The 13031-nt window shown below is 36.4% G+C and carries 14 protein-coding genes; 2 read left to right on the plus strand and 12 right to left on the minus strand.

What is annotated here, in order from left to right:
• Positions 1-115 precede the first annotated feature (115 nt).
• The 6 genes from bshC to ACR65M_RS14690 all read right to left on the minus strand — a co-directional run bounded on the left by bshC (position 116) and on the right by ACR65M_RS14690 (position 6349).
• The gene (bshC, locus tag ACR65M_RS14665; RefSeq protein ID WP_440273676.1) at positions 116-1741 is read right to left on the minus strand and encodes a bacillithiol biosynthesis cysteine-adding enzyme BshC; all 1626 of its coding nucleotides are present in this window, start codon (positions 1739-1741) and stop codon (positions 116-118) included.
• Positions 1742-1832: 91 nt separating this feature from the next.
• Entirely contained in the window at positions 1833-2225 is a 393-nt protein-coding gene (locus ACR65M_RS14670) for a DUF3397 domain-containing protein (RefSeq protein ID WP_341331973.1), read from the minus strand.
• Between the two features lie 12 nt (positions 2226-2237).
• Complete coding sequence (locus ACR65M_RS14675) at positions 2238-3104, minus strand: 2-dehydropantoate 2-reductase (protein WP_440273677.1); 867 nt, start codon at positions 3102-3104, stop codon at positions 2238-2240.
• Positions 3105-3244: 140 nt separating this feature from the next.
• Positions 3245-4786 (minus strand): acyl-CoA carboxylase subunit beta, encoded by a 1542-nt coding sequence (locus ACR65M_RS14680; RefSeq protein WP_440273678.1) that lies wholly within the window; start codon positions 4784-4786, stop codon positions 3245-3247.
• A 10-nt stretch (positions 4787-4796) separates the two neighbouring features.
• Entirely contained in the window at positions 4797-5009 is a 213-nt protein-coding gene (locus ACR65M_RS14685; RefSeq protein ID WP_440273679.1) for an acyl-CoA carboxylase biotin carboxyl carrier protein subunit, read from the minus strand.
• Positions 5010-5023: 14 nt separating this feature from the next.
• Positions 5024-6349: an acetyl-CoA carboxylase biotin carboxylase subunit gene (locus ACR65M_RS14690; protein ID WP_440273680.1), complete on the minus strand. Its 1326-nt coding sequence runs from the start codon at positions 6347-6349 to the stop codon at positions 5024-5026.
• Between the two features lie 189 nt (positions 6350-6538).
• Between ACR65M_RS14690 and ACR65M_RS14695 the strand changes: the two genes are divergently transcribed.
• A complete protein-coding gene (locus ACR65M_RS14695; protein WP_341331978.1) occupies positions 6539-7012 on the plus strand; it encodes an N-acetyltransferase in 474 nt (157 codons plus the stop codon).
• An 82-nt stretch (positions 7013-7094) separates the two neighbouring features.
• Here ACR65M_RS14695 and gerR read toward each other — a convergent pair whose 3' ends face one another.
• The 4 genes from gerR to ACR65M_RS14715 all read right to left on the minus strand — a co-directional run bounded on the left by gerR (position 7095) and on the right by ACR65M_RS14715 (position 9482).
• Entirely contained in the window at positions 7095-7712 is a 618-nt protein-coding gene (gene gerR, locus ACR65M_RS14700) for a sporulation-specific transcriptional regulator GerR (protein WP_121449094.1), read from the minus strand.
• A gap of 85 nt (positions 7713-7797) precedes the next feature.
• A complete protein-coding gene (locus tag ACR65M_RS14705; RefSeq protein ID WP_341331979.1) occupies positions 7798-8562 on the minus strand; it encodes an enoyl-CoA hydratase/isomerase family protein in 765 nt (254 codons plus the stop codon).
• Between the two features lie 187 nt (positions 8563-8749).
• Positions 8750-8923, minus strand: coding sequence for a 50S ribosomal protein L32 (rpmF, locus tag ACR65M_RS14710; protein WP_077617716.1), 174 nt, complete (start codon positions 8921-8923; stop codon positions 8750-8752).
• A gap of 37 nt (positions 8924-8960) precedes the next feature.
• Positions 8961-9482 carry a YceD family protein gene (locus ACR65M_RS14715; RefSeq protein WP_341331980.1) on the minus strand — a complete coding sequence of 174 codons (522 nt, stop codon included), beginning with the start codon at positions 9480-9482 and terminating at the stop codon, positions 8961-8963.
• A gap of 292 nt (positions 9483-9774) precedes the next feature.
• On the opposite strand from ACR65M_RS14715, the gene ACR65M_RS14720 reads away from it, so the two are divergent.
• The gene (locus tag ACR65M_RS14720) at positions 9775-11016 is read left to right on the plus strand and encodes a nucleotidyltransferase (RefSeq protein WP_341331981.1); all 1242 of its coding nucleotides are present in this window, start codon (positions 9775-9777) and stop codon (positions 11014-11016) included.
• Between the two features lie 37 nt (positions 11017-11053).
• On the opposite strand, the gene ACR65M_RS14725 is transcribed toward ACR65M_RS14720, so the two are convergent.
• Both ACR65M_RS14725 and ACR65M_RS14730 read right to left on the minus strand, forming a co-directional pair.
• Positions 11054-12088, minus strand: coding sequence for a SepM family pheromone-processing serine protease (locus ACR65M_RS14725; protein WP_341331982.1), 1035 nt, complete (start codon positions 12086-12088; stop codon positions 11054-11056).
• Positions 12069-12875, minus strand: coding sequence for a patatin-like phospholipase family protein (locus ACR65M_RS14730; protein ID WP_341331983.1), 807 nt, complete (start codon positions 12873-12875; stop codon positions 12069-12071). Before ACR65M_RS14730 ends, ACR65M_RS14725 begins: the two co-directional genes overlap by 20 nt.
• Between the last annotated feature and the right edge of the window lie 156 nt (positions 12876-13031).

Raw genomic sequence — 13031 nt, forward strand, 5'->3', positions numbered from 1 at the left:
ATTTTTTTTGTCTTCTGGTACGACTCTATAAGTTTCGTTTGCACACACGCAGAGCGTGTGGTTTAAAAAGACTAATAAAAAAAATCCCCGGAATTCCGAGGATTTTCGTCATATTCTACATTATTACTACCTTATGCTTTCCGTTAAATTCAAACGGAAGTACTAATAAATCTTGGATAAAATCGTCTCCGTATTTATTTAAATAATAAAAAACATTCCAAACTCTCTCCTGTGGGGAGCCAAGTGGTAGAAGAGATTTTTCAATTCGGTTAAAACGATTCAATTCAATTTCATTACGGTTTAAAATACTTCGGTTTATAGTGTTCTTCAAGAAGTCAAGCTGGGACTGAATATTTTGAGCATTTTTCAAGAGGAGATCCCCTAATCCTGAATCAACTTCAAGCCCCACTTTTCGTATTTTCTTATGAATTTGCTCTACTTCTTTTTTCGCATCTAGGATAATCCCGTCCACATCAGCTGTTTGATGTTCCAACCAAGACTGTTTCACTTTTGAAAGTTCTCCGGAAAGGGTAGCTGGAATTGTTAATCCCACTTCTTCGATATTAGACTCGATCGCCCTTTCTACAATTGTCATCATGAGTCTTGGTACAACAGGAGGCATCTGAATCTCCATGACGGCAAACACTTTTTTTAACTCGGCCCAGTATGAAACCTCGCCAGGTCCGGAAATAAAAGCTAATGTTGGGAACAAGAACTCCTGCATAACTGGTCTTGTTACTACATTGTTACTTAGAAGTTCTGGTTGTTTCTCCGCAACTTCAAGTAATTCGTCTCCACAAAGTATACATTCATTGTTTTTCCCACTAAACACATCATGTTCCACATTATACTCAAGTAAAATACGTTCATCATTTTGGGTATAAAAAAGGTTAGCACTTGACTCGTTCATTTCAATCATTTTTGAGTATTGATTAGATGACAATACCTCTTGCTGAAGCAACAATCCATCATGGAGTTCTCTATTTTTTTCAACCATTTTTCTTAAGAATTGTGATTGAATAGTTCTAAGTTCTTTTGATCCTGAATCAACAAGGATAAGACCGGTTTCTCCAAAAAGATCATTAATAATGTGTACAAAGAAATCAACATATGTTTTTGAGTTTTCTACAAACCCAGTTAAACGGTCCAGAAGACGATTTGTATAGTTTGTTTCACCATATGTCTCAAAGATTTCTTCAATCCATTTTAAAAATCCCGCTTGTTCAATTTCAATCGATGAAACCATTGTTTTACGATTGTGATATTGTGGAACAGTCCTTTTTCGAATACCATTTTGTAGATTTACATAGAGATGATTGATCTCAGCAAAATCATGGTCTTCTCCCGCAATCCAAAACACTGGTAAAACCGGTACATTTAATTTCTCCTCTTGCTCTTTTGCAAGTTTTATAATAGATACGATTTTATGGATCGTATATAATGGCCCAGTTAAAATACCCGCTTGTTGCCCACCAATCACCACGACACTACTTGGATCAAGTAGCTTGTTAATATTCTCGATCGTGTGTTGATGATAATTGAATCTTTTATTAAAGGTTAGCAAATGCTCAACAAGTTTTTCACGTTCAAAATGCCTTTTTTGTATGTCCTTTTTTCTTATCTCATAGACAAGGGGAGAATGTATATCATAATCGAAAAATTTCTCTATATCCATTTTATTTAAAAGATAGTCATTGACTAATCGATTTGATGATGGCAAAGAGAGATCCAAAACCTCCATAAATTCTTGTTCTTCCTTTCTTATCCAGTATGTATCTTAGATGAGTATAGCACGCTTTTTCTATAAACCAAAAATATTCGCTCATGATGGATTAATTTATGGTTGTGACGAAAATTCGTTGAACCAATCCAATTAAAAGCAAAAGAATATAAGCAAATGTAGATGCAAGAAAAACAAATCGCCATGATTTCTTAATTACTTTCACAGTATCTATTTCATGACTCTTTCTCCAGGTTACAAAACCAGTCAGCAAAATGGCAATAACAAGGACCAGGATGATTAGCCAAAGCATGCTTTTTCCAACAATTACGAGCAATAAATAATGTACTGCAATGAGAAAAAATACGGTTGTAATATCTACCGAAAGAAAAAACGATTTTCTGTTATTTTTCATTATAAATCTACTAATAAAATAGATTAGTATAAAGCCAAGCACAGGAGCTGTAACAAATGTCGCAGCAATACCCGCAAAAAAATTTATCATTTCCTATCCCCCTCATCTTTCCATCCCTTTTATAGAATCATATAAAAATTGTGTTATCGCTAATTCCCGATCTATTTTCTTTGCTTCAGCTAATACATACCCTAAAATGGCATCAATTTCGGTTTTTCTTCCCTCTTCTATATCTCGTAGCATAGAAGATTTATTTTGAGCAGTATTCTTACAAATTGTCGCCACAAGCTCCCACATTTGTTCTTCATTACAAGGTATGACAGACGTGATTTCACGAAATAAAGTCTTGACTTGATTCTTGAAATACTCATTTTGAAGCAATCTCCCATTCTTAACTCCATATAAAGCTGTTAATGGATTGATGACCGCATTAACAATTAGCTTTGAAGTCATCATTTCATACCAATTGTTATGAAATTCGTTTTGAAACTCCTTGATAGGAATATCAAATGTAATAAAATCCCCTTTAATAATCCCAAACTTTGTAAGACCTATGCCAGTATGTATGATGGTAGTATCATTCAATTTTAATGCACCATGTTCTACAACACCTACAAGGATATTCTTATTTTCGAGTTGTTTCATGATATCAAGATGCCCCATTCCGTTTTGTAGAAAACAAACCGTTTGTACCTTTTCTATGTCTTTGATCTGTGAAAGGACGTCCTTCAATATGTATTGTTTCACCGCGATGAAAAGAATATCTTCCCTTATTACACTAGCTGTACTTGTTACAGCTTGTACACGGTATGTATTTGACGTGTTTTCAATTTCTATTGTTACACCTTTTTGATTAATTTCAGATGCCTGGCGTTCAGTTCTCGTATATAGGGTTACATCATGGTATTCTGCAAGATAGCCTGCAAATAACAACCCGATAGAACCCCCACCAATTATTCCAATTTTCATAGTTCCAACTCCATAGTTTGTCCTACCTTTATTTTACCAAAAAGCCCGACAAAATGACTAGATACTTACTACAAAAGGTAGGCAAAACAAAACAGAACTAACCCCAAGGCAATTCCTTGGGGTCTAATCATCCTTCTTATTTATACTGGGTAAACTGGATGCTTTTTCTGGACGAATTCAAGTTCCTTTGTTTCGTAAACGGCCAAACGATCAATGAGGACACGTCTAAGCTCTGCAGCTGGAACAATATCGTCAACAATTAACTCTGATGCAAGCTTGTAGATATCGATCGTCTCTTTATATTCTTGTTGTTTTTGTTGAACAAAAGCGACCCGCTCTTTTGGGTCTTCAATTTCATTAATTTTATTCGAATATACCGCATTAACTGCTGCTTCTGGCCCCATAACAGCAATTTGAGCTGTCGGAAGTGCCACACAGTAATCCGGCTCAAATGCAGGACCAGCCATCGCATAAAGTCCTGCACCATATGCTTTTCGCACGATAACTGAAATTTTCGGTACAGTTGCTGAGCTCATTGCAGCAATCAATTTTGCTCCATGTCTAATGATGCCCGCTCTTTCGACCTTTGTTCCAATCATAAACCCAGGAACATCTGCTAAGAACACTAATGGGATATGGAATGCATCACATAATGTGATAAATTTAGCCGCTTTGTCTGCAGAATCTACAAATAAGACGCCGCCCTTTACTTTCGGTTGGTTAGCGATAATTCCAACAGGTCTTCCATCTATACGTGCTAACCCAGTAATTATTTCCGGAGCAAATAGTTTCTTAATCTCATAGAAGCTACCTTCGTCAATGAGGGTATCAATACCTTCGTACATATTAAAAGGAGCATTCTGATTTACAGGTATTATCTCTTGAAGACTTTTACCTTCCTTTGGTAATTTCCCTTCAATAAAAGTGGGTTTATTTAAATAATTGGCAGGAAAAAATTGCAAATACTGTCGTGCACTTTGAATCGCTTCCTCTTCATTGCCAGCAAGTACATCGCCACAGCCACTAACTGTACAGTGCATTCGTGCTCCGCCCATTTCTTCTAAGGTCACTTTCTCACCAATTACCTTTTCAGCCATCCTTGGTGATCCTAAATACATCGAGGCATTTTTATCGACCATGATTACAATATCGCAAAACGCTGGAATATAGGCCCCTCCTGCAGCTGATGGTCCAAATAAAATACATATTTGAGGGATCATCCCAGAAAGTTTTACTTGATTATGAAAAATGCGCCCTGCGCCGCGACGATTCGGAAACATCTCAAGTTGGTCAGTAATTCGAGCTCCTGCGGAATCTACTAAATATAATAGCGGTACACGAAGCTTTTCAGCAGTCTCTTGAATTCGAATGATTTTTTCAACTGTCCGGGCTCCCCACGAACCCGCTTTAACAGTAGAATCATTTGCCATTACACATACTTTTTGACCGTTTATTTCCCCAATTGCAGTAACGACACCGTCTGCTGGAAGGTCACCCGCTAAATTGTTTGCGTATTTTCCATCTTCTTGGTATATTCCTTTATCAAATAAAAGCGCTAGACGATCACGAACAAATAATTTATTTTTTTCTTTCAGCTTTTGATGGTATTTTTCATGCCCTCCTGCTTCAATTTCTTTGCTTTTTTCTACTAACATTTGATCTAAATCCTTCGTATGAAGCATTATTACCCTCCTATTCTAGTACAAGTAATTCATCGTCTTCGTTTACAAAATCACCGATTTCTACTTTAATAGAAGCAACTTTACCAATTTGTCCGCTTTCTATTGGTATTTCCATTTTCATTGATTCCAGCATGACCACAACTTGGCCTTCGTTAATTTCTTCCCCTTCTGAAACCAATACTTGTAATACTGTCCCTGCCATACTCGCTTTTATTTCTTTCATATCAATTCCCCCTATTAATTGAGATATTTTGTAGTATATTCTCCTTTTAAAAAGGATTCCTCGTTGATAATTCGTTGGAATAAAGGGATATTCGTTTTTATTCCTTTGATTACAATTTGATTCAGATACTCCTTAGCTGATTGAATCGTTTCTTTTCGGCTGTCACCATTCACAATAATTTTTGCAATCATCGGGTCGTAAAACGGCGTAACAATTGTTCCTTTTTCATAACCATTGTCTACTCGCACATTTGGATCATTATCCGGAAATGTATACTCCTCTATTTTTCCTGGAGATGGGAAAAATTTTACCGGATCTTCTGCATACACACGAAACTCAATCGAGTGGCCTGATGATAGTATGTCATCCTGTGACAAAGGTAGTTTCTCTCCCCTGGCCACAAGAATTTGCCACTTTACAAGATCTATATTCGTAATCATTTCCGTAATGGCATGTTCAACCTGAAGTCTCGTATTCATTTCTAAGAAATAAAAATTTTCTTCTTCATCGACAATGAATTCAATCGTACCGGCATTTGTATAGTTCACATATTCAGCTGCCTTTTTGGCTGCGTGACATATTTTTTCACGCGTTTCATTAGATAAGAATGGAGAAGGTGTTTCCTCAATTACTTTCTGGTTTCGACGTTGAATCGAACAATCTCTTTCAAAAAGATGAACTACGTTTCCGTGATGGTCACCAAAGATTTGTACTTCTATATGTCTTGCATTGGGAATAAATTTTTCGATGAACACTTCTTCATTTCCGAAATACGTCTTAGCTCTAGTCTTTGTTGCGTGAAACGCTTTTTGTAGTTCTTCCTCAGAATTGCAACAAATCATCCCAATACCACCACCACCGCCACTTGCTTTTAGCATTACTGGGTAGCCATATTCTAAAGCAAGCGTACAGGCTTCCTCTATTGTTCGAATACTTTCATTACTTCCTGGCACAACAGGGATACCCGCTTCGATCATAGTTTGTCTTGCTTTTACCTTATCGCCCATCAATGAAATAAGTGAGGGTGAGGGTCCAACGAAAACCATTGATCGTTCTGCAACCGCCTTTGCGAAAGCTGCATTTTCCGATAAAAACCCATAGCCTGGATGGATTGCATCAACATGTTCCATCTGGGCAATTTCGAGGATTTTATCCATTTGAAGATAGGATTTTAAAACGGGTGCCTCACCGATTCGATGCGATACAGTTGCGTTATTTACAAATGGTAATTGCTGGTCCGCATCTGAATAAATAGCGACTGTTTCAACCCCCATCTCGTGGCATGTTTTCATGATTCGTAGAGCGATTTCTCCCCTGTTTGCAATTAATACTTTTTTCAAGATCTGTTCCCCTTTCGTTGAAAGATCAAATCCACCCACACTATAATTTCTACACGTATCTACATAATCCTGCACACAATTGAAAACGCTTTCTATATTTTTCTACAGAATTTTTTGTATTTTTGTTGTATAATGTTTTTATATTCATAATTACAGTTTCTCTTAGTAGAATCGCAAGGGGGATACAAAATGTATACGGCAAAGGTTGAGAAATTATTAGTAAACTACAAAACACTTGAAGAATTTAAAGCATTTAAAGAATATGGTCTTCAAGAATTATCCATGCTGGAAGACCTTGAATCAAACATTATCGAAAATGATAGCGTTTCACCGTTTTACGGAATTTTCTTTGGTGATAAATTAGTAGCACGTATGAGTCTTTATCGTGTTGATAAAAAATTCAATAAATATTTTGAACCTGCACAAGATTATTTAGAGCTTTGGAAGCTTGAAGTACTTCCAAATTATCAGCAAAAAGGATTTGGGAAAGCATTAGTGGACTATGCAAAAGCATATAATCTACCGATCAAAACAAATCCACGTGTGAAATCAGCTGAGTTTTGGGAGAAAATGGGCTTTACCCCTGCATCTTACAATATGGAACGTGACCTTGGAGAAAACCCTCTTCTTTGGTTCCCGAATGGTGTACATGAAATCGACTGATTTTTCTATATAAGTGCAAGGCACATGGAACTAGACACCAAAAGAAGAAAACAGCTGAACATATTGTCAGCTGTTTTCTTCTTTATTTCTCAACTCTTTCCAGATTCCCATTTCGGTCCATTTGAAATTTAACTTTCTTACTTCTTTCATCCTCCTGAAGAACCACCATTTTACGAGCACGCTCCATGATTTCGATTAATGCCTTATAATCTTCTTCAATTAATTGAATATTATTTTCTAACGTATTATTTTGTGCCTTTAATGTTTTAACTTGTTCTTGAAGCTTACTTATTTGAGTGTTCAAGTTCCGATTTTCATTTACGACCTTCTGAAACTCACTTTCCGTCTTTTCATATTCTTCAAGGAACCGAATCACATCTTTTAATTGCAATACTTGTTGTTTACTATCTACATTTTCAATGATCACTTGTTCCAATGAATTATCCTGAAGTTGTTCTCCATTGTTTTGCTTCTTCAATTCCTTACGCTGCTTTTTTGCAAGTTCAATCCCTGATTTATATTGTTTACGGACATATGAGTTCCATCTAAAACCACAAGCAGCAGCGGTTCGGGATAATGTTCGGCCCACCTCTTCAAATGCACCTAATTGTGTGCCTCCCTCACGGATATGGCGCAATACTACCTCTGCAAGCAATAAATCTTCATCTTGAGTCCATGCATCTTGACGTGTTGAAGTCATATCTTTCCCTCCTAAACTTCTTTTTTATTAATACATATGCATGTAATAGAAAAGATAGACTACTCACACTCTAGCATGGAAATAATTATTCTTTTTGCATGATTTTGCGTACTGCTTCTAGATGTTCTTCAGTTACCCACAAAGTAGTACACTCCTTGATCTCCTCACTTATTCTCTCCTTCAACCCGGTTTGAGACCATTTCCTATTTACTACCTTTTTGTATGCATTTACTACTTTAGTATTATGTAAAAATTCTTTAGAAATAAATTCTTTACAATCCATAATAGAATTGTCCACTGACAAGATATGTTGGATAAATCCAAGTTCTTTACCAGCTTCGCTTGAAAAAATCTCACCTGTGAGAAGAAGGCGATACGCTTTGTCAATCGATACTCTTTCTAATAGGAGAGTTGCTCCACCCCAGCCGGTCGTAATCCCCTGTTTACCCTGAACAAAGCCGAATCTACTTCCACGAGATGCTAGTCTATAATCACAGGCAGTCGCAAGCTCACATCCACCTCCAATTGCTAGTCCATTCAGTAGAGCAATAGTTGGTTTCGTTAATGTAGCAAGTGAGTATAGAATCATCCCCATCTTGCTAAGCATCTGATAAGCTTCATGCTCTGTTTTAAGGTTTTGAAAAACGGATAAATCTCCACCTGAACAAAATGCTTTTTGTCCTGTACCCGTAATCACTAAAACTTTATCATCATCATTTTCTTCTACGTCAGTAATGGTTTTTTTTAGTCCATCCATCACTTCATAATCGATTGCATTCCATTTTTCAGGGCGATTGATAGTAAACCAAACGATTCCCTCTTCATCTCGTTTCACTATATATTTTGACATGAATTTACCCCTTAAGCTTTTTATCTTATTGTACTGGTAAAAAATTGAGATTGGCAACATTGGATTGAGTAACATTAGAAAGAATCTGAGGTGTTTTCATTGAACGGGGGATGCTAGGAAGTACTCTAATAAAGTAAAAAGCGTATTGATAACAAATGTTATCAATACGCTTTAACATGTTAACAAATTATTTGTTAACAACTTCTTTTCCTTTGTAAGTACCGCATTCTTTACATACGCGGTGTGCTAATTTCATTTCACCACAGTTTGGGCATGCCACCATACCTGGCACTTGTAATTTGAAATGTGTACGACGTAATCTTTTTCTAGTTTTAGAAGTTCTTCTAAAAGGTACAGCCATTATTCCCACCTCCTTAAAAAAAATAGATCAAGATGGTCTATTCTTCCTCAAAGAATTTCGCTAATCCTGCTAATCTTGGGTCAATCTTGTTCTTTTTATCATCTTCACTGATAACTTCCCAATCTTGTCCTGATTGCGGTGCTGCATCTTCAGAGTTCGAATCCTCATCACAAAAAATCTGAATTGGTATTTCAAGTAAAATATTTTCCTTGATAAGCGGAAGTAAATCAATTACTTCTCCTTTAACTTGATGAACATCCTCTTCCGACTCTAAGTCAAATTCAGATGTCTGTCTAAGTAAAAACGTTTCAGTTGTTTTGATCTCGAATGGAAATTTAACATCAACCAAAGTTCGAGAACAAGGCAAAATCATTGATCCAGAGATTTCTAAATGAAAGCTCGCTTTCGTGGAGCTTAGATCAGCACGACCGGTTATTTGTACCGGCGAAATATCTCGAATCGATTTTTCGATTTCCATTAAGTCTCTAACATCAACAGTTTCGTCAATCATTAGACCTTTTCGAGCTAACTGATTTAATTGATTAATTGTCCATTTCAAGTGAAATCACCTCAAGGCAACAAAGGTAATTATAGCTTTGCGGATTACATTTGTCAATATTTTTTCTTTACACTATACTTAATGTGTAGATACTTATCTACTATATCAGCTTTTCCAAAAAAATGATATTTAAAAATAAAGTTTTAAATAGAAATGTATAAGGGTCTTGATTAGCTATAACAAGCACTATACGGGCAGGCTAGAGGGTAGTTTATTAACCTTGTTGTCGGAGCGGCTTGTGACCTTGATGGGCTATGCGCTTATACTAGACATTGAAAAAAAGGGTGAAATGATGAAAGCTGTAGGAGTTATTGTGGAATATAATCCATTTCATAATGGACATAAGTACCATCTCGAAGAAACAAAAAAGAAAACAAATTCAGATTGTACGATTGCAGTAATGAGCGGAAATTTTCTACAACGCGGTGAACCTGCCCTCGTTTCAAAATGGACAAGGACCAAAATGGCATTAGAAGCAGGGGTCGATATCGTCATTGAATTACCTTATGCGTTTGCCACTCAGAAAGCACAAAACTTTGCGAATGGAGCAATTTCCCTATTAAGTGCACTTCATTGTGACGAAGTTTGCTTTGGTAGTGAAAATGGAACAATTGACGACTTTCAAAATACTGTGGATTTTATGAAAAAAAATCAACGAACCTATGATTCCATCACTCGGCTGAATATGAAAAAAGGATATAGCTATCCTAAAGCAGCTTCTCTTGCTTATTCTTCACTTTCAAAACATGATACATACGTTGATTTATCAAAACCAAATAATATTTTAGGCTATCATTACGTAAAAGCTATCTATGATCAAAATAGTAGTGTAAAAGCTGAAACAATTATGCGAACCTCTGCGGGTTATCATGATGAAACCATTTCTCATGAATCCATCGCAAGTGCAACTAGTATTCGTAAAACATTATTTTCAACTGAGAAAAATATGGATCAAATTAAAAATTATCTTCCACCCTCAACTTCCAAATGGCTATCTTCTTACTATCGAGAAAATCAATTATTCCATCGGTGGGAGGAATACTTTACCTTATTAAAATATAGGTTACTAACGTCTACATCGGCTGAATTAGCAAATATTTATGAGGCCGAAGAAGGTATTGAAAATAGACTGCTAGCCCAAATTACAACAGCAACCTCGTTCATGGACTTTATGGAAAAAATAAAAACGAAACGATACACTTGGACAAGGCTTCAACGATTATGCGTACATATATTAACTAATACAACGAAGGAACAGCTAAAACCAATTAATGAAAATCCACTAGCCACCTATATTCGTTTACTAGGTATGTCTCAAAAAGGACAGAACTATTTGAATCACATCAAAAAAGAAATAGAACTTCCCATTGTAACAAAAGTGTCAGGATTTTCAGATGAACTATTTACACTTGATGTGAAGGCTACCCAAACATATTTAACTATATTCCCTGAACCACTTCGCTCCTCACTACTGCGACAGGAATATGCTACTCCACCAATTAGATATGATGAGGAACTGCAAAAATATTTATAAAGAAATCAGCCGCATCCATTTTGGAAGCGGCTGTGTTTTATTTACTATTTTCATCAAGATTCTTAAGATAATGAAGGGCGTCCTCAAATGTATCTACAGGAACAATTTTCATGTCACTCTTAATATCTTTTGCAGTTTCTAAAGCTTGTCGATAATCTGAAACTGCTGCACCATTTTCATTCGGTGCAAAGAAAATGTCAACATCTGTGTTATCAGCAGCAACTATCTTCTGACCAATCCCACCTATTGGGCCAACCTGTCCCTCAGTATTGATTGTTCCAGTACCAGCTATGCGTAATCCGTGAGTTAGATCCTTTTCTGTAAGCTGATTATAAATCTCAAGTGTAAACATAAGTCCAGCTGAAGGACCACCTATTTTTTTCGAATCAATGTTAATTTTTGGATCAGCTACCACTTCGATATCAGTAATTAATTCAATTCCAATTCCAATTTTGTCTGGTTCCTTTGGAAAAGGTGCAAGTGAAACAGAGACTGTTTTCTCTTCTCCATTTCGTTCAACCTCAATGTTTATCGTTTCATTTTCTTTTTTATCAGCTACATATTTCATAAATTCTGTATGTTCTTCAATTTGTTTCCCATCAACTGCAAAAATTCGATCGCCTGGCTTTAACACTTTCTCTGCAGGCATTCCCTCGACAATACCCATTATATAGATTCCATGGTTTTTTACCGTAACGGGCTTGTTTGCATACTTATAGGCAACCGTAATTGCTGATTCCTGTGAATCTTCCATATAAAATAATTGGCGATTCGTATATTCCTCATCACTCTCATTGTCCCGTCGCACATGATTAATCGGTAAAATTTCATGATACTTTTGAAACTTAGCCAATAAATAGCTAAATATATTGGCTTGGCCAAGACGTATCGTCGTTAACATAAATTCTCCTTCTTCTTCATAACCGTTTTCAACATTAATGATGGGGTCGAGTTCTGTTGCCATTCCTGGTTTTGTCACGTAATATGGGAGTTGGATAAAGGTGCCTAAAATTGCAAGCACCACACCAATTACGAGGGCTTTTAAATACGCTTTATTTCTCTTTCTCTTCATTTAATGCAGACTCCTTCCACTTTGCAATTGCCTCTTGGATCATAGGAAGTTGTTTTCTCGTTTCCTCTTCCCCGATTCGGATAATATCCTCAATATTTGTAAATGCACGGGAACTAAAATGTCCGACATGTGGACGGATCATGATATCAGAGGAAAATTCCCCATACTTCACGAGTTCCTTCTGCATAATATCAATACTCTGTAATATTACATCAAATATTGAAGCAACCTCTTCATTTATTTTAACATGTGAAACGTCTACCGCAATAACTATATCTGCCCCCATTTCTTTTGCAACAGAAATGGGAACACGATCAATTACACCACCATCGACAAGGATTCGACCATCAATTTTTTCAGGAACAAATATTCCAGGAATGGCAATACTTGCTCGGACAGCATCTGCAACTGGACCTTTTCGAAACACAACCTTTTCTCCGGTTAATAAATCAGTTGCCACAATACCAATTGGAATATCAAGTTGTTCTATATTTTTGCCGTGTGTGAATACACGTATAAGTTCTTTTACCCTTTTTCCAGCAATAAATCCCATTTTAGGAACTGTAAAATCTAAATAATATTTGCGTTTAAATGCAAGAGCAAGCTTATATAATCGGTCAATATCCAATCCTGCCCCGTAAAAACTTGCGACCAAAGAACCCATACTTGTTCCTGCGATGAGATCAATTGGAATGTTTTCAGCCAAAAGTACCTTAATTACTCCTAAATGTGCAAATCCTCTCGCCCCACCTGATCCAAGTGCCAATCCGATTACAGGTTCGTTCATACGAATCATCCCCTAACATTGAAACTATAACAGTATATGAAAAAAGAAATGAAAACTTGTACAAACTTTTGGTCTAAACTTGCCACCTATACACGTATATTTAAATAGATGTACAAACCATCGGTTGATAATTGATGATTCTATTCATTACACTCA

The sequence above is a fragment of the Ferdinandcohnia sp. SAFN-114 genome (assembly GCF_059415045.1).

Bases quoted from the DNA above. Each gene is read 5' to 3' on its own strand.
- bshC (WP_440273676.1), bottom strand. From the start codon at position 1,741: ATGGAGGTTTTGGATCTCTCTTTGCCATCATCAAATCGATTAGTCAAT.
- ACR65M_RS14670 (WP_341331973.1), bottom strand. From the start codon at position 2,225: ATGATAAATTTTTTTGCGGGTATTGCTGCGACATTTGTTACAGCTCCT.
- ACR65M_RS14675 (WP_440273677.1), bottom strand. From the start codon at position 3,104: ATGAAAATTGGAATAATTGGTGGGGGTTCTATCGGGTTGTTATTTGCA.
- ACR65M_RS14680 (WP_440273678.1), bottom strand. From the start codon at position 4,786: ATGCTTCATACGAAGGATTTAGATCAAATGTTAGTAGAAAAAAGCAAA.
- ACR65M_RS14685 (WP_440273679.1), bottom strand. From the start codon at position 5,009: ATGAAAGAAATAAAAGCGAGTATGGCAGGGACAGTATTACAAGTATTG.
- ACR65M_RS14695 (WP_341331978.1), top strand. From the start codon at position 6,539: ATGTATACGGCAAAGGTTGAGAAATTATTAGTAAACTACAAAACACTT.
- gerR (WP_121449094.1), bottom strand. From the start codon at position 7,712: ATGACTTCAACACGTCAAGATGCATGGACTCAAGATGAAGATTTATTG.
- ACR65M_RS14705 (WP_341331979.1), bottom strand. From the start codon at position 8,562: ATGTCAAAATATATAGTGAAACGAGATGAAGAGGGAATCGTTTGGTTT.
- rpmF (WP_077617716.1), bottom strand. From the start codon at position 8,923: ATGGCTGTACCTTTTAGAAGAACTTCTAAAACTAGAAAAAGATTACGT.
- ACR65M_RS14720 (WP_341331981.1), top strand. From the start codon at position 9,775: ATGAAAGCTGTAGGAGTTATTGTGGAATATAATCCATTTCATAATGGA.
- ACR65M_RS14725 (WP_341331982.1), bottom strand. From the start codon at position 12,088: ATGAAGAGAAAGAGAAATAAAGCGTATTTAAAAGCCCTCGTAATTGGT.
- ACR65M_RS14730 (WP_341331983.1), bottom strand. From the start codon at position 12,875: ATGAACGAACCTGTAATCGGATTGGCACTTGGATCAGGTGGGGCGAGA.